The 16,721-nt window shown below is 46.4% G+C and carries 18 protein-coding genes; 3 read left to right on the forward strand and 15 right to left on the reverse strand.

Annotation, left to right across the window (positions count from 1 at the left end):
* Positions 1–122: 122 nt before the first annotated feature.
* The 4 genes from KI809_RS18875 to KI809_RS18890 all read right to left on the reverse strand — a co-directional run bounded on the left by KI809_RS18875 (position 123) and on the right by KI809_RS18890 (position 2,508).
* A complete protein-coding gene (locus KI809_RS18875; RefSeq protein ID WP_214173159.1) occupies positions 123–845 on the reverse strand; it encodes a creatininase family protein in 723 nt (240 codons plus the stop codon).
* Between the two features lie 25 nt (positions 846–870).
* A complete protein-coding gene (locus KI809_RS18880; RefSeq protein WP_214173196.1) occupies positions 871–1,617 on the reverse strand; it encodes a 7-carboxy-7-deazaguanine synthase QueE in 747 nt (248 codons plus the stop codon).
* A complete protein-coding gene (gene queD / locus KI809_RS18885) occupies positions 1,610–1,978 on the reverse strand; it encodes a 6-carboxytetrahydropterin synthase QueD (RefSeq protein ID WP_214173160.1) in 369 nt (122 codons plus the stop codon). The genes KI809_RS18880 and queD overlap by 8 nt, the downstream gene beginning before the upstream one ends.
* A gap of 128 nt (positions 1,979–2,106) precedes the next feature.
* The gene (locus KI809_RS18890; RefSeq protein WP_246559513.1) at positions 2,107–2,508 is read right to left on the reverse strand and encodes a hypothetical protein; all 402 of its coding nucleotides are present in this window, start codon (positions 2,506–2,508) and stop codon (positions 2,107–2,109) included.
* A gap of 433 nt (positions 2,509–2,941) precedes the next feature.
* Between KI809_RS18890 and KI809_RS18895 the strand changes: the two genes are divergently transcribed.
* Positions 2,942–3,889 (forward strand): chemotaxis protein CheV, encoded by a 948-nt coding sequence (locus KI809_RS18895; protein ID WP_214173162.1) that lies wholly within the window; start codon positions 2,942–2,944, stop codon positions 3,887–3,889.
* 22 nt (positions 3,890–3,911) lie between these two features.
* On the forward strand, positions 3,912–4,985 hold the full coding sequence (locus KI809_RS18900; protein WP_337833338.1) for an HD domain-containing phosphohydrolase: 1,074 nt from the start codon (positions 3,912–3,914) through the stop codon (positions 4,983–4,985).
* 9 nt (positions 4,986–4,994) lie between these two features.
* Here the strand turns inward: KI809_RS18900 and KI809_RS18905 are convergent, their stop codons facing one another.
* From KI809_RS18905 to iorA, 11 genes are all read right to left on the reverse strand, one after another.
* Complete coding sequence (locus tag KI809_RS18905) at positions 4,995–6,296, reverse strand: phenylacetate--CoA ligase family protein (RefSeq protein WP_214173164.1); 1,302 nt, start codon at positions 6,294–6,296, stop codon at positions 4,995–4,997.
* 8 nt (positions 6,297–6,304) lie between these two features.
* Positions 6,305–7,048: an ABC transporter ATP-binding protein gene (locus KI809_RS18910; protein WP_214173165.1), complete on the reverse strand. Its 744-nt coding sequence runs from the start codon at positions 7,046–7,048 to the stop codon at positions 6,305–6,307.
* A gap of 6 nt (positions 7,049–7,054) precedes the next feature.
* Positions 7,055–7,807 (reverse strand): ABC transporter ATP-binding protein, encoded by a 753-nt coding sequence (locus tag KI809_RS18915; RefSeq protein ID WP_214173166.1) that lies wholly within the window; start codon positions 7,805–7,807, stop codon positions 7,055–7,057.
* On the reverse strand, positions 7,800–8,774 hold the full coding sequence (locus KI809_RS18920) for a branched-chain amino acid ABC transporter permease (protein ID WP_214173167.1): 975 nt from the start codon (positions 8,772–8,774) through the stop codon (positions 7,800–7,802). The genes KI809_RS18915 and KI809_RS18920 overlap by 8 nt, the downstream gene beginning before the upstream one ends.
* 11 nt (positions 8,775–8,785) lie before the next feature.
* Complete coding sequence (locus tag KI809_RS18925; protein WP_214173168.1) at positions 8,786–9,670, reverse strand: branched-chain amino acid ABC transporter permease; 885 nt, start codon at positions 9,668–9,670, stop codon at positions 8,786–8,788.
* Between the two features lie 74 nt (positions 9,671–9,744).
* On the reverse strand, positions 9,745–10,887 hold the full coding sequence (locus KI809_RS18930; protein ID WP_214173169.1) for an ABC transporter substrate-binding protein: 1,143 nt from the start codon (positions 10,885–10,887) through the stop codon (positions 9,745–9,747).
* Positions 10,888–10,898: 11 nt separating this feature from the next.
* Positions 10,899–12,041, reverse strand: a complete 1,143-nt coding sequence (locus KI809_RS18935) for an ABC transporter substrate-binding protein (RefSeq protein WP_214173170.1) — start codon at positions 12,039–12,041, stop codon at positions 10,899–10,901.
* A 28-nt stretch (positions 12,042–12,069) separates the two neighbouring features.
* Positions 12,070–12,501 (reverse strand): ACT domain-containing protein, encoded by a 432-nt coding sequence (locus KI809_RS18940; protein WP_214173171.1) that lies wholly within the window; start codon positions 12,499–12,501, stop codon positions 12,070–12,072.
* A 43-nt stretch (positions 12,502–12,544) separates the two neighbouring features.
* A complete protein-coding gene (locus KI809_RS18945; protein ID WP_214173172.1) occupies positions 12,545–13,852 on the reverse strand; it encodes a phenylacetate--CoA ligase family protein in 1,308 nt (435 codons plus the stop codon).
* A 9-nt stretch (positions 13,853–13,861) separates the two neighbouring features.
* Positions 13,862–14,434: an indolepyruvate oxidoreductase subunit beta gene (locus KI809_RS18950; protein WP_214173173.1), complete on the reverse strand. Its 573-nt coding sequence runs from the start codon at positions 14,432–14,434 to the stop codon at positions 13,862–13,864.
* The gene (gene iorA / locus KI809_RS18955) at positions 14,431–16,209 is read right to left on the reverse strand and encodes an indolepyruvate ferredoxin oxidoreductase subunit alpha (protein WP_214173174.1); all 1,779 of its coding nucleotides are present in this window, start codon (positions 16,207–16,209) and stop codon (positions 14,431–14,433) included. The genes KI809_RS18950 and iorA overlap by 4 nt, the downstream gene beginning before the upstream one ends.
* A 182-nt stretch (positions 16,210–16,391) precedes the next feature.
* Here iorA and KI809_RS18960 point away from each other — a divergent pair, with 182 nt between their 5' ends.
* Positions 16,392–16,712 carry a cytochrome-c peroxidase gene (locus tag KI809_RS18960; protein ID WP_246559514.1) on the forward strand — a complete coding sequence of 107 codons (321 nt, stop codon included), beginning with the start codon at positions 16,392–16,394 and terminating at the stop codon, positions 16,710–16,712.
* Positions 16,713–16,721: the final 9 nt, after the last annotated feature.

Raw genomic sequence — 16,721 nt, forward strand, 5'->3', positions numbered from 1 at the left:
CCTTTGCGGGGTTGGCTTCCAAATTTGCCCTACAATCGGTTTTTCTTATTTGTCTAAGGGGTAAGTATGACCTTATTCCGGAGAGGTGTTCATCATATCGATGTCCAACAAATGAAAGCATACTATTCTTTAAACACACCTATTTCGTGAACGAGTTCTACCAGTTTGCAAACAACTCGTTCCTCTAAAGCCTTCCCTTTTTCTGGAGTAGCTTTTGTCGGATCTCCCCAAACTCCATTTTGCCAGTACTTTCTTTTATTTCTGACTAGAATACCTGATGCCGGAAATGAGGGAAACTCCTTTTGTGATGATCCTTTAACAAGTTGGGGATGCGTATGCATTATTCTAGAAGTTTCAATCTCACCAGCGTGAGAATCACCGATCGTTTCTATTAGGTAAACGCCCTCACTACTAGCAAGGTGGTATTCAGACACTATTGCAATTTTTATATCATCATATCTGTCTATAAGAGCTTCACCAGCGTCTTGTAACGCCATGCAATGAGCTCCTCCAGCATGGCCTGAAAGTATTATAAAATTACGAAGCCCTTGAGAGCGAAATGAAGAGACAAGGTCTGTCATTATTGCTTTCAATGTTTCAGTAGATATTGATATTGTGCCAGGATGAGTTTTTGATGAACGACAGTTCCCGTAGTTGATAGATGGGGCGACGAATAACGGTACTCTCGCGGCAGTCTTTTTCCCTACTTCAATTGCCTGGATTGTGTCGGTAGAAAGTGGGAGATGTGGGCCATGTTCCTCAACAGACCCAAAAGGAATTAAAACAGTTTGGGTCTGTTTTAAGCCTTCTTCGAATTCAATCATTGTCATTTCATCAATAAGCATTTATAGCGATTCCAAAGTAGTAGACCTATAAGATGTTGAGCATTGTATGTGTCTGAGGTATCACTCTGACATCTTTGAGGAAAACGGTAGCAGTCTGATGCAACAAAAGAAGGTGCGCTCCGATTCCCTGATCATTTATCTGGTTTGTTACCGGCTGAATAATTAGCGGGATACCACCGTCAATCGAGGCAATTAAGCGCGATGCCTCCCCTATCTCATCAGCCCCTGTTTTAGCCCCAACAACCACCTTGACGTAGCATTGCTTTGTAGCTGCAATTTTAAGGAATTCAAGGTGCTTGCCCCATAAATCTGAATGACCTGAAGTTGATGGGAGCTTTATATCCATGCTGACCATATCAACATTGTCAATTATTTTAACAAGTTGTTCTGACAGGATACCATTAGTTTCTAGGAAAATTGGAAAGACAGATCTCAGTACGGGAAGCCATTCACTTAACAGCCCGGAATGAAGCAGGGGTTCTCCCCCAGTAATGCTGAGGGAATGGTGAAGATATGGTGCACTTTTTTTCCAACTTGTCAGAAGATCGAATATTGTTGCCAGGGATACAGGGTTTCTGAATTGACGGAAATCGCGCTCTCCCGGAGTTAACTCTATTGTACAGAATTCAGGTGGATCATGCTTGGTGTCACAATAGTTGCAATCGAGGTTGCACCCAGGAAAACGGAGAAATACCTGACGTCTACCGACAAAGACCCCTTCACCTTGAATAGAAGAAAACAGTTCGATCAAGTTGGCAGATGAATTATTCACAGTAACTTGCGCAGGCAGCATCAGATTCCCAAACGGTGATCATTTCAACTTTCACATTATTATTATTGAGCCGTTCTCCAAGCGCATAATAAAGGTATCGCGAAATATTTTCAGATGATGGTGAGATCTCAAGGAATGGCTTCAATTCATTAAGATATTTATGATCCAATGTTTTCAACAAAAGATTTGTTTCAGATTTGAGAACCTTAAAATCTACACCGAGTCCTGATTTGTCTAGCTCTTTTGCTGAAACAGTTACTTCTACCCGCCAATTGTGGCCATGAAGATTTTCGCATTCACCCTGGTAGTGCGTCAAATTGTGAGCAGCCGCAAAAGAAGTAATTACTTTTAGTTTATACATACAATACTGACCTCATTTTTTTGGTCAATCTTACCATGAATTCTTAGCAAACAAAACGATTTGTGAAAAATAAATGGCCCGAGATAGTTAATCCCGGGCCACTTTGAAACGCAAAGTACGACGTTAACTTATGCAGCTTGACGTTCTTTGGATATTCCACACAAAGTCATCTCACCATCAAGTTTTTCAGGAGATATCCCCAATGCTTTGCATACAGAATCTTTGTTGCTCTTATAACGGTCCATAGCCATCAAAATCAATGCTTTTCTTAATGAAAGTGAAAGCTTATCCAGTATACTGCCTTGGGTCTTTTCGGCCATAACTGAAAACAGAGGGTCGAGATTTTTCTCAAAAAGCTTCGCATTCTCATCGACTTTTTTATTGATCTTATCCATTTTATTCACCCTTATGATATTTGTAATAATATCATCCATGCTTTCCTGCACATATTTCAGAGTCTCTTGATTGTTATCTACAAGCAAGAGATGGTTTGACATTGATTTCCCGTAATTTGAGTTCTTTTTCATCATTACGACTTCCATGACCCTGAACATACAATCACCCTCATAATTTGACAGTTTTTTGCAACTGTGTCCCATGTCAGTGTCCTCCCTGCATTTACGATTGCTTTCTGAGATTAAGCATTACAACAGTTGTACCAACATTGGCATAACTACCTAAGTGCTCAATTTATATAAATAAAATTTTACACTATAAAAAAGAGCTGAAATAATTACGAATAATAATGGTTGAACTCTGCGCATCATTAAAAACTATAACCAGTAATATCAGTGAGTTATGACACAACATAGACAAATGCAAATGTAACATCTTTGAACAACAGTTGTGTTGGGATCAAATAGAACAACCCTTTTCCAAGGCAAATTTGTACAAAAAATTTAAGCTTTATATGACTAATCCGATTAGAGAATAAAGACATAGCAACCATCAAGGAGCGCTCCTATGCAAAATGCCAATACTGCCGTACTGCTTGAAAGCGATACCAATGAACTCGAAATTGTTGAGTTCCGGGTCGATGAATGTGATGGCGAGGGGAGAACGATTCCTTGTTACTATGGCGTCAATGTCGCAAAAGTGCGTGAAATAATCCGCTTGCCACATCTTTGGAAAGTTCTCAATGGTCACCCAGCTGTGCCCGGGATGATTAAACTTAGAGACAAGGTAATTACAGTAGTTGATCTTGCCGTTATGCTTAATAAGAATGTTGGTGATATGCAGGCCGACAGAGTGGTTGTACTGGAATTTAACCGATTGGTTGTGGCGGTAATGGTTCATTCAGTTTCCCGGATATATAGAATTTCCTGGGAACAAGTCGAACCTCCGGTCAAAACTGCAAGCAGCAGTCAGGTGACCGGCCTTGTGAAGATGAATGATCGGATCATATTGGTACTGGACTTTGAAAAAATTATTGGTGAACTGTTCGAAGAGTATGCACTTGGGGCGGATATTCCCCTACTACCAGAAGGCAGCCATGACGCAGATAGGAGTAAGTACACTATTCTTGTAGCAGATGATTCACCGTTCATAAGAAATACCATCACCCTTTCTTTGAGGACTGCTGGTTATCAGGTTATCGAGGCAGATAATGGGGAAGAGGCATTAAACATAATCTTGAATCTTCAGGCTAAAGCGCAAGCAAAAGGTGGAACCATAACTGATTTGGTGTCTCTATTAATATCTGACATTGAAATGCCCAAAATGGATGGGCTGCATCTTACATCACGAATTAAAAAGGATGAAAAACTTGCAGAGCTTCCGATAATAATTTTTTCTTCGTTGGCCAGTGAAGATAATATTCGCAAGTGGGAAGCTTTGGGTGCAGTAGACATCCTGACTAAGCCAGACCTCCCCAAGTTGGTGGAAAAAATAGATCAATTGATTTTGCAGTAACTAATTACTTATTAAACTACAGATGCCATTAATTATTGAGGACAATGATTTGAGTGCTAACCTGTTGATAGTTGATGATGAACAGATGATAAGAGATCTTCTTTGCATTACTCTGACTCGGGAAAATTATACTTGTTTCCCGTGTAGTAATGCAGACGAAGGTTTGGAAATGATAAAGGACCTTGAAATTGACTTGGCTTTGCTCGATGTCATGATGCCCGGTTCATCAGGGCTTGAACTGTTGAAGGAACTCAAAAAAATCAGCCCCGATACCGCTGTATTAATGATTACAGCTTTAAGTGATATGGAAACAGCTTTATCCTCGATCCATCTGGGTGCTGATGACTACATTACCAAGCCCTTCAGTGTGGACAACGTTGTAATGAAGGCGAATAACGCTCTTGAAAAGCGTCGACTCATCATTGAAAACAGAAAGTATCAAAACGAACTTGAAGTTAAAGTGCTTGAGCAGACTCGTGTTATCAGGGCTGCGATGGAAGAGATCAACCTGTCATATGAAAGCACGCTATCTGCCCTTGTCAGATCACTAGATGCCCGAGAGAGTGAGGTTGGCTCCCATTCTGAACGGGTCATGAACTATACTCTATTATTGGCACGGCATATGGGCATCTCTGAACCGGATTTATCAATAATTGCCAAAGGAGCTTTGCTGCACGACATCGGTAAGATTGGGGTTTCTGACAACATTCTGCTCAAACCAGGCAAGTTGACAGATGATGAGTGGATAGAGATGAAGAAGCATCCGCAAATCGGACATGACATCCTGAGCGATATCAAGTTTCTTAAAGGCGCCTCGGAATTCATCCTGGCCCATCATGAACGCTTCGATGGTAAAGGCTACCCTAATGGTTTAAAAGGTACGGATATTCCACTGTCTGCGCGGATATTCGCACTTGTGGACACATTGGATGCGATGACCTCAGACCGTCCTTACAGAAAAGCGCTACCATATGCAACTATGGTGGAAGAAATTAAGAGATGCAGAGGCAGCCAATTTGACCCGGCCATAGTTGATGAGTTTATAGCAATTAAGCGTGAACAATGGGAAGAGGTTGCCGGTCACCTATTTATTTAGAGGCTTATTCTATATTGTCCTATTGTCGATTACTCTTGCGGCTTTACCCTCATAACGAGGGATACTGTTTGGTTCTACAAGACGTACAGTAACCCCAACTCCTATTACTGACTCTATACGCCTCTCTATTTTTTCCAAGAAAGCACGCTGCAACTTCATCTCATCAAAAAAGATGTTCTCGGTCACCTCTATTTGGATCTCCAAGGTATCGAGAGTCCCCTTTCTTTCAACAATTAATTGATAATGGGGCTGACAACCTTCGATTGCGATAAGAACCTCTTCAATTTGGGACGGATAAATATTAACGCCTTTGATAATAAGCATGTCGTCACTTCGTCCCATGGTTTTTTTCATTCTTACCATGGTGCGTCCGCATTCACACTTATCATATGTTAACGAGGTAATATCCCTGGTTCGATAACGGATCATGGGAAAAGCCTCTTTAGTGAGGGTCGTTAATACCAGTTCGCCTGTGCTGCCTGGAGGTAGTACCTCACCGGTTTCCGGATCAATAATCTCTGGGATAAAAGCATCTTCAAAAATGTGCATGCCACATTTATGAGAACATTCACCCGCAACACCAGGGCCGATTATCTCAGAAAGCCCGTAATTATCGGTAGCACTGAGGCAAAGGCGATTTTCGATTTCCGTGCGCATCGCTTCAGACCAGGGTTCACCACCAAACAGCCCTACTTTTAGCGAGAGTCCTTTAGGGTCAATACCGAGCTTTTCCAGGCGATCGGCAAGGGTGATCGCATAACTTGGAGTGCAGACCAATACTGAAGATCTGTAGTCCTGCATAATCATTATCTGCTTCTCTGTGTTTCCACCGCCCATGGGAATTACCGAGGCGCCGATTGCCTCTGCACCGTAATGAAGCCCGAATGCCCCGGTAAACATCCCGTAACCAAAGGCAACCTGCACAACGTCATCATGTGTTACTCCTGCAGCTGTCATGAAGCGAGCCACCAAGTTCGACCAAGTTTTGATGTCGTTTTTGGTGTATCCGACAACAGTAGGCTTGCCGGTTGTCCCGGAAGAAGAATGTATCCTGACCACCTCCCGGAGAGGCACTGCGAACATCCCATATGGATAGTTGAGACGAAGGTCTTCCTTTGTTGTAAAAGGTAGTCGGGAGAGATCGGAAAGCCTCTGGACATCATCAGGGTCTATCTTCGAGTCGTTAAATTTATTTTTGTAACAGGTAACATTCTTGTAAGCTCGATGAAGCACGGCCTGCAGTCGTTCGAGCTGCAGTTGCTCAATCTCTTCGCGTGGCATACATTCATGTTCCGGATCCCATATTCCCATAGCTTACCTCATCGCTCCCATATCTCTTTTTTTTCTTTACCGAGATACGCACGTTGAACATCCTTGTTTTCAAGAAGTTCTGCAGCAGCTCCTTCAAGTATTACCCGACCGGTTTCCAAAACATATGCCCGATCAGCCATTTTAAGTGCAACTTTGGCATTTTGTTCAACAAGCAATACCGTTGTCCCCTCATCAGTCCTAAGACGCTCAATAACTGCAAAAATCTCCTGAACGACCAGAGGAGCAAGCCCCATAGAAGGCTCATCCAACAGGAGAAGTTTCGGCTTTGCCATCAGTGCCCTGCCAATAGCCAACATCTGCTGCTCACCGCCGGACAGTGTCCCAGCCATCTGTTTGCGGCGTTCTTCAAGTCGCGGGAAAAGATCGTAGATATGGCCAATATCCTGCTTGATAACGTCTTTCGATTCTCTATTACGGAAGCGGAGATAGGCCCCTAGCTGCAGATTGTCTTCCACCGACAATCCTTTGAAAACCTGACGGCCTTCTGGTACTTGAGAGATACCGATCTTGACGATTCGATCAGGTGCAATACCGGTCAACTGTTGCCCCATAAACTGTAACGTGCCGCTCTCGGGGGGAGTAACACCTGAGAGGGTATTCAGTATGGTGGTTTTGCCTGCGCCATTTGCACCAATAAGGGCAATGATTTCACCTCTGTTTAAATGAAGTGAAACATTTTTCAGGGCATGGACCTTACCATAATAAGTATTTATATTAACAACCTTAAGCACACTCCCCTACCCTTCTCCAAGATAGGCTGCAACAACTTCAGGGTTTTCCTGGATCTCTCTCGCAGTTCCTTCAGCCAGTTTTCTTCCAAGATTCAGCACAACAATTCGGTCGCAGATATCCATAACCAAATCCATGTCGTGTTCTACCAGCACGATTGACACGCCTTTTTCGCGAATTCTTCTAATCAGGCCTGCCAGTTCGTAGGTTTCGCGATTGTTCAATCCTGCCGCCGGTTCATCCATCAGCATAATTCTCGGCTCAATGGCCATAGCTCGAGCGATTTCCAGAAGACGCCCTTTACCGAACGGCAGACTGCCGGCAACATGGTCGGCCAGATCGGCGATACCGCAGAAATCCAGCCAGTCTTTTGCTTTCGCCCGAATGCGCTTTTCCTCTGCCAGATGCCATGGCGCTTTGCACATTGAGGCGATAATGCCGCTCTTACTCTGGGTGTGAAGTCCGACCATGACATTTTCCAAAACTGTCATCGAGTTGAAGAGTTCGATATTCTGGAAAGTCCTGACAAGGCCTCTGCTTGCCAGGCCTTCAGCCGGAATGCGTGAAATATCAATACCATTAAGAAAAATCTGTCCACTGGTCTGAGAATAAATCCCAGTTACTATATTGAACAGCGTGGTTTTCCCTGCCCCGTTTGGGCCAATAACGCCGGTGATATTACCTTCCGAGACAGTGAAAGAAATGTCATCCAGGGCCGTTATGCCACCAAATTTCTGAGTGATGTTAAGAACTTCAAGCATTGGGAGCAGACCCCATCCTGAGCTTGTTGAGCTTTACCTTGAGAGCAGTAAACAACGTTACCCCTCCTTTTACCAGCCCTCCAGGCATATACATGGTCATTACAATCAGCAGAAATCCATATACAATAATATCGTAGTCCTGAAATGCTCGAAGCATCTCCGGAAGAACCGTCAATAGTGCAGCCCCCAAGAGCGAGCCGTAAACACTGGCAAGTCCACCGATGATAACCATAGTGACCAGTTCAACGGAGAAATTGAAACCAAAGGAAGCTGGTGCGATGAAAGTCATGGTGTGCGCGTACAAGCTACCGGCAATTGCTGAAAGCCCTGCCGACAAGGCAAAAATCTGCACCTTAAGGAGCCGGGCATTGACACCCATAACCCGGGCAGCTACTTCTGAATCATGAATAGAACGCAAGGCACGTCCGATGCGGGAATGAACAAGATTAAGCGAAAGGCCCATGCAGATTAAAGTAATAACCCAGATCAGATAATAATTCTTGAGATCGCTATCAAATTTGATGCTGCCAAGGGACAGGTTGGGGATACCGGACAGGCCTGAGGGGCCTCCAGTTATTTCAACCGCCTCATTGAATATAATGTATATTATGATCCCCAGCCCAAGAGTAGCCATTGCGAGATAATGCCCTTTGAGCTTTAAAATTGGGAATCCTACAATAAAAGCGATTAAGGTAACAGTAGTTGCCGCAATGGCAATAGCAAGCCAGGGATTCAAGCCGTGTGTTGCAGTCAGTATCCCGGATAGATATGCACCTAATCCAAAAAAACCTGCTTGCCCCAAAGATATCTGCCCTGCATACCCCAACAACAAATTAAGCGCCACCGCCAACATGGTATGGATTCCGACAAAAACCAGGACGTTCAGCAGGTAACCTTCTTGAATTGTTACTGGCAACAACAGGATAATGGTTGTCAAAATGAGAAATTTGATGACCTCTAGGTTCATTCAATCAATCCTTACACCCGATCTGTTTGGGCTTTTCCGAAAAGCCCTTGGGGCCGTATAAACAGTATGAGCAGGAGGATGATAAAGGCTATAGCATCTTTATACCCGGATGAGATTAAGCCCGCCCCTAGAGATTCGAGCATACCGAGCAGCAATCCGCCGAGTACGGTACCGATTCCACCGGAAAGCCCTCCGATAATAGCAGCGCAAAACCCTTTCAAACCTAACATGATACCAACGTCATATGATGTCATCGTAAGAGGAGCAACGATGATGCCGGCAAGTGAGCCGAGGATCGCACTAATGGCAAACGAGAACAGCACCATCCTTTTCACATCAATACCGACAAGACCTGCGGCCCGTCTATTAGCGGCACAAGCTCTCATCGCCTTGCCGGTGATGGTGTACTGGAAAAAAAGCTTATTGGCAATAATAGCAATAGCGGTAAGACCAAAAATCCAGAGGTGTTGAGGAAGGATGGTTGCAGCACCTATGGAAAGTGGCTCACTTCCGGAAAATGCCGGCAGGGAATGAGTGTCTTTACCCCAAACTGTCATGGCAATCCCTCTGATAAGGATGCTGCCCCCGATGGTGATAATAATCAGGCTGATTTGTGACGGTGACTTAAGTGGCCTGATGGTCAGCCTTTCAAAAAGGATTCCGGAAACGGTTGTAGCTGCTACTGCCAGCAAAATGGCAATCGGAAGCGGGAGACGAGTCACATTGAGAAAAAACAGTGTGAACATGCCACCCAGCATCACAAGCTCACCCTGGGCAAAGTTAATAATCTCGGTAGAGTTGTAGATAATCGCGAAACCTATCCCAATGAGGGCATATATAGCCCCTGTTGAAAGGCCGGAGACCAGATATTGAGCAATTTGATCAGATAGTTGCATAAAGCATTGTTCCAGACATGACAAGCGCCCCTCCGGATGCCCGGTGAGGCGCTTGTCATAGTATCAGGTTGAATTCACTTGACCAGAGACCAGTCTTTTTTCTTAATTTCAACCAAGACAAAGGCATCCTTGGTCAAGCCGGCGTGATCTGAAGCAGAGTAGGTAAAAATGCCACCGATCCCTGCAAAGTTTTGCGTTTTTTCAAGCTGATCGCGAATGGCTGAAGGGGTATCGCCACCGCGCTCGATAGCACCTTTGAGGAGCATAACAGCATCCCAGGCGTGGCCGCCAAAGTGGTCACCCTCGGCCTTATAGTGATTCTGGTAGTCCTTTACAAAGGCGAGCAAGCTTTTTTTCTGTTTGTCGCTGGCAGGCAGGACATCGGAAACGATCACCCTACCGGAAGGAAGGATAATCCCCTCAGAAGCATCACCTGCAAGCTCTATGAATTTCTTCGATGAAACACCGTGACTCATAAAGAGAGGGAGCTTAACCCCCAATTGCTTGACATTTTTAGCAATTACCGCAGGCCCGGGGTTTGTGCCCCAGCAGATAATGGCCTGGGCTTTGCTCCCGCGTATTTTTGTCAGTTGTGCCGTCATGTCAGTGTCTTTAGGCCCGTAGGTATCATCCACTACTACCTGTACTCCAAATTTAGCCGCATTAGCTTTGAGCTGTTCGCGACCGGAAGAGCCAAAACCGTCGGATACGGTAAGTATTGCTATTTTATTGATCCCCTTCTTTTTCAGGTGCTCATAAATTTTGGTTACTGCCAGTCCATCATTCTGGGCAGTCTTGAAAACCCATTTCTTAACTGGATCAGTAATCTTGCTTCCAGCAGCGCAAGATATGAGAGGAATCGCCTCTTTTTCGGCAACGGGAATAATTGCCATAGACTCACCCGTGGTACTCGGGCCAATAATGGCAACCACCTTATCTTCCTTGATCAGTCGGTTAGCAGCCTGCACCGCTTTTGTAGCATCTCCCTGGGTGTCATAAACGACCAGCTCAAGTTTACGCCCCTTGATGCCACCTTTGGCATTGATTTCATCAACAACCATCTTGGCCGAATTGCGTTCTGGTTCACCAAGGAATGATGGCGGACCGGTTACAGAAAACAGCGCGCCGATCTTTATCGGACCTGAAGAAGCAAAACAGTGCGCTGACCAGAGTGAAGATATAATGAGCACGGTTGCAGCAAACAGAAAACGTTTCATTTCCTCCCCCTTTATTTGGCTATTTCCCAATCGCCATTAACAATTTTAACCATTTCAAAAGCGCTAAGATCAAGGCCATTGTGTTCTTTTGGAGTCATGTTGAAAATACCTGACACGGAAACCAGCTTCTTGATGCCTTCCAAACCATCACGAATCTGGTCAGAGGTCTTTGCCCCTTTTTTGAGAGCATCGCTAATCATCAAAAATGCATCGTAAGCGTAGCCACCGAAGGTTGAAGCTTCAATATTATATGCCTTTTTGTAGGTAGTGTCGTAATCCTTCAGCAGCTTCACCTGCGGGTCGTTTTTGGCAAGCTTGTCAAAGATGGCGAGCTTGCCGGCCGGCAAGATGACCCCTTCAGCATTAACTGGCCCGGCTAGTTCGATATATTTTTTGGAGGCGACGCCATGGCTCTGATACAGTGGAATCTTGATGCCAAGCTGCTTCACATTGCGAGTAACAATGGCCGGGCCAGGGTTCGTGCCCCAGCATATTATGGCGTCTGCCTTGCTTCCCTTGATCTTGGTGAGCTGGGCAGTCATGTCAGTATCTTTAGGGCCATAGGTCTCGTCAGCAGCAATGGTAATCCCTTTTTTCTTGGCCATATCCTTCAACTGCTCACGCCCGGAAGAGCCAAAGCCATCCGTTACCGTCAGCAGTGCGACGCTTTTTTGTTTTTTCGCTGCCATGTAGTTAAATATTTTTTCTGCAGCTAAATGATCGTTTGCTGGGGTTTTAAAGACGTATTTCTTAACCGGATCCGTTATCTTGATCCCAGCAGCGCAAGAAATCAGCGGTACTTTTTCTTTTTCAGCAACCGGGATAACAGCCATGGTCTCGCCGGTGGTGCTCGGTCCGACGATGACTGAAACCTTGTCATTTTTGATCAGCTTAGTGGCAAGTTGAACGGCCTTGGTTGCATCTCCTTGGGTGTCATAAACCACAAGTTCAAGCTTGTGCCCCTTGATGCCACCTTTTGCGTTGGCATCCTTGACCAGCATCTCCAGGGTATTTCGTTCCGGTTCGCCAAGGAAGGATGCCGGACCAGTAACGGAAAAAAGAGCGCCGATCCTGATCGGCTCACTTGCCCACGCCGGGAAAGCCGACAAGACACCGACAAGCAACATTAAAACGAGTCCAAGCTTTTTTTGCATTTTATCCCCCTTTGCCTGTTTAACTAGATTACATGCCGTAAAGCCGCTCCCCTTCAAGCATATTGAAACCTTTCGACGCTAAGGTGCTGATGGCCTTTTCCGTTTCATCAAAGCGGAAAATGATCACAGCGTTGTCGCCGCACCGCTCTACAAAGGCATACATGTATTCAACATTAATGGAGCCGCTGTCCAGAACCTGCAGAATACTGGCAAGTCCGCCCGGTTGGTCAGGAACCTCAACCGCGACTACTTCGGTCTTGCTTACGGTAAACCCCTTCCCTTTAAGGACTGATATTGCTTGTTCACGATCATTGACAATCAAGCGGAGAATGCCGAAATCTGAGGTGTCAGCCAGGGATAACGCTCGAATGTTCACGCCGGCTTCGCCGAGAATTCGGCTCACTTCAGCCAACCGGCCAGACTTGTTCTCTATAAAGATTGAGATCTGTTCGACTTTCATAGTTCCTCCATAGGGACCAGGATAAAATGACGAGATAACCGCCCTACAGCTTCCTGTTGTCTACCACCCTTTTTGCCTTGCCTTCACTGCGCTGAATGGTTTTAGGTTCAACCAGCTTAACTGTGCAGGTAACACCGAGCATATCCTTGATCTCTTTTTCGATGCGGCGGGAAAGAACCTGAAGCACCTTAACTTCATCCGAGAACAATCGCTCATCGACCTCGACCTGAACCTGGAGGGTATCGAGGTTGTCCTTGCGGTCAACTATCAGCAGATAGTGCGGCTCAACCCCTTCTATGCCGACAAGGATCGATTCAATCTGCGATGGGAAAACATTGACCCCGCGGATAATCAGCATGTCGTCGGAGCGTCCACTCATCCGGGCGATGCGGGCGTGGGTCCGTCCACATTTGCAGGTATCATAGGTCAGGCTGGTTATGTCCCTAGTTCGATACCTGATTAACGGGATACCCTGTTTGGTAATGGTCGTGATAACCAGTTCACCCTTTTCTCCAGGCGCGAGACGTTTACCTGTTTCAGGGTTGATTATTTCCGGGATGAAATGATCTTCCCAGATATGCAATCCCTGCTTGGCTTCGATGCATTCGATGGCAACACCTGGCCCCATAATTTCCGACAAACCGTAAATATCGATGGCATCAAGATTAAGCTTCTCTTCTATCTCACGGCGCATTTCTTCAGACCACGGCTCAGCGCCAAAAATACCGACCCGCAGTTTCAGTTTTTTGAAATCAACACCCTCGACTCCTGCTTCTTCAGCCATGAACAAGGAGTAGGAAGGGGTGCAGGTCAGGACAGTAGACCCAAAATCTTGCATGATCATAATCTGTCGCTTGGTGTTACCACCGGAGATCGGTATGACCGAAGCGCCAAGTCTTTCTGCGCCGTAATGGGCACCGAGGCCGCCGGTAAAGAGTCCATAACCGTAAGCGTTATGGATAATATCACCCTTATGGACACCGGCCGCAACAAACGAACGAGCCATCAGGTCGGTCCAGGTTTCAATGTCCTTGAGTGTGTAGCCGACGACAGTCGGCTTACCGGTGGTGCCGCTTGAAGCATGTATTCTGACGATCTCTTCCATCGGCGCCGCAAACAGGGCATATGGATAAGAATCGCGCATGTCCTGTTTCGTGGTAAATGGAAGACACTGCAGATCATCAAGAGACGTTATATTAGCAGGACTGACCCCATTCTTATTGAATGAATCCCTATAAAACGGCACATTTGAATATACTCTTTCAATAACTGATTGAAGCCGTTTCAACTGAAGAGCTTCAAGCGCTTGCCTTGGGAGGGTTTCAAATTCTTCATTGTAGTAAGTCGGCATCGGTTTCTCCTACAGTGATCGCCCGATTCGGAACGCTTTCAGGTTCACATCAAGCGCCTTCTTCGGCACCATTTTCTCAATTGCACTCTGCCAGATTGCTTCCTTTATATCCAGCTTGCCAGAAACCGCTCCAAGCAGGACCGTGTTGGCCGCTCTCGGATTTCCCGCTTCATTGGCGAGTTTCAAGCCATCGACAAGCAGCAGATCCGGCACGATTGTCCGCATTTTTTCGACCAAGCCGTCAGGATAGGTCTGTTGGCCAAGCAGTACCGCAGGCGGATAGATCCGAAAATCATTAGCGATTACCTTGGCATCGGCCTTCATCAAGGGCAGATAGCGATAGGTCTCAAGCAGTTCGAATCCAAAGAGGATGTCTCCTTCACCTTCAGGCACAACCGGGGAAAATACCTTTTCCCCGAAACGCACGTGAGATACCACACTGCCGCCGCGCTGCGACATACCGTGAATTTCGCTTTTCTTGACATCAAATCCGGCGAGCATGAAAGCCTCGGCCAGAATTTCCGAAGCGAGGAGAATCCCCTGTCCACCAACGCCGACCAGCAAAATATTGGTGATACTCATTTTAACCTCCCGATTGCATCGAACTTGCAAAGCTGCTGACAGACAGTGCAGCCGGTGCACAGGAGCGGGTCGATATAAGCTTTACCTTTTTTCCCGTCTGGAGCGGGTTGCCACTCAATGGCGGGACACCCTATACGGAGGCATGCCCGGCAACCGGTACAGGAGTCTTGATCGACAAACAACACATCATCTGCCTTGAAACGACCATCTCCTTTAATCAAGCAACAGGGTCTGTTGGTAATTACTACTGATGGCTCGCTCCTGTCCATCTCTTGCTTGAGAACCTTAAAGGTCGCGTCAAGATCATATGGATCAACTATCTGTACGTGACGAATACCCAGGGCCTTGCAGAGGTCTGGGATCTTGACTTCCGGTGCCACTTCACCAGACAGGGTAAATCCTGAGGCTGGGTTCTCCTGTCTGCCGGTCATGGCTGTAATCCGGTTGTCGAGGATTACTACCGTAGCCGGAGACTGGTTCCAGGCCATCTCCATTAGCGAGTTCAAGCCGGTATGAAGGAAGGTGGAATCGCCAATAACAGCAACGACCCGGCGCTGTTCCTCTGGAGGAAGAGCACGCACAATGCCGGACGCATTGCTGATTGAAGCTCCCATGCAGACACAGGTGTCCATTGCGTTGAGCGGCGGCATGAACCCCAGGGTGTAGCAACCGATATCGCCGGTAACATAGGCACCCAATCGGCTCAGTTCATAGAAAAGCCCGCGGTGAGGACAACCTGGGCACATGTTTGGCGGCCGCATAGGTATGGCTTCAGTCTGTAGCGGGTTGTTTTCAGGAATACATATTATCCCGGCATCGCTAAAAGCCTTGCGGATTCGCCCTGGTGAGAGCTCGCCGCAAAGAGAAATGATCTCTTTACCGGTAACGGCAATCCCCATGGCTTTGACCTGCTCCTCGATAAACGGGTCCAGTTCTTCAACCACAAAAAGTCTTTTAACTTTAGCGGCAAATTCTTGAATTTTTCCTTTCGGTAATGGATAAACCATCCCCAGCTTCAAGGTAGAAGCCTCTGGCAGCGCCTCGCGAACATACTGATAAGTCACGCCGGCGCAGATGATGCCTATATCAGCGGAACGATACTCTTCCCGGTTGATCTCCCAGGAATCGCCATGCCGGCCAAGATTGACCACCCGCTCCTCAACCAATGGGTGACGGACACGGGCATTGCCTGGCAGCATTACAAGTTTGGCAGGATTCTTGACCAGTTTCGGTTCCGGGAGCCCGGTTACCGGTTCGCCCAACTCGACAATTGACTTGCCATGGGAGATCCTGGTGCAGCTTCTCAGCATTACAGGGGTATCGAACTGCTCAGAGAGCTCAAATGCTAGACGAGTAAACTCCTTGCACTCAAAGGAGTCTGCAGGTTCAAGCATCGGAACCTTGACGAATTTGGCATAATTGCGGCTGTCCTGCTCATCTTGGGAGGAATGCATCTCCGGGTCATCGGCGACTACCAGAAGCAAACCACCGCCGACGCCGGTATAGGAAAGCGTAAAAAGCGGGTCTGCAGCTACGTTGACTCCGACATGCTTCATGCAGGCAACAGCCCTGGCTCCTCCAAATGAAGCGCCAATAACCACTTCCAGGGCGACCTTCTCGTTGGGAGCCCATGAAGAGTTAATGCTGCGATAATGTATTATGTTTTCGAGAATTTCAGTCGATGGTGTTCCGGGGTAGGCACTGGCAACCTTTACGCCAGCCTCAAATGCACCTCGAGCAATGGCCTCGTTGCCTGACAGGATTTCTTTCTTCAATGAACAACCCTCAATGGCTTATTTAGGGAAACGATCCCTTTGCGAATGGGCAAATATAATCGATCCGCGGAGATTCTGTCAACTGCAATCAGAACGCCATGTTGCATTGGCGAGAGATAAAGATGGATTGACTTGAGGCGGGAATCAGCTACGATTTTCTAAATACAAAGTGGAGGGACAACATGAAAACTACTTTTGCAGTAATAATCGCCTTCAGCATGCTCAACAATGCTACTATCGGCACTGCAGCTGACACCGTTTCCATTGAACGCGGCAAAGTGCTGTTTGAAAGCACTAAGCTGGGAAAGTCGGGGAAAAGCTGCGCTACTTGTCATCCTGGTGGCAAGAAGTTGGAATGGGCCGGGACATTCGATGATGAAAAACTGGAAGAAATAACAAACCGCTGCATTCAGAAAGCGCTGCAGGGTCAACCCCTTAAAGAGGGATCAGACGATCTTAAATCGCTAACCATGTATCTCAAGACATTTGCCGGGCCAAACTAACTAAGTTCT

The organism is Geoanaerobacter pelophilus, from assembly GCF_018476885.1.
Lineage (GTDB): Bacteria > Desulfobacterota > Desulfuromonadia > Geobacterales > DSM-12255 > Geoanaerobacter > Geoanaerobacter pelophilus.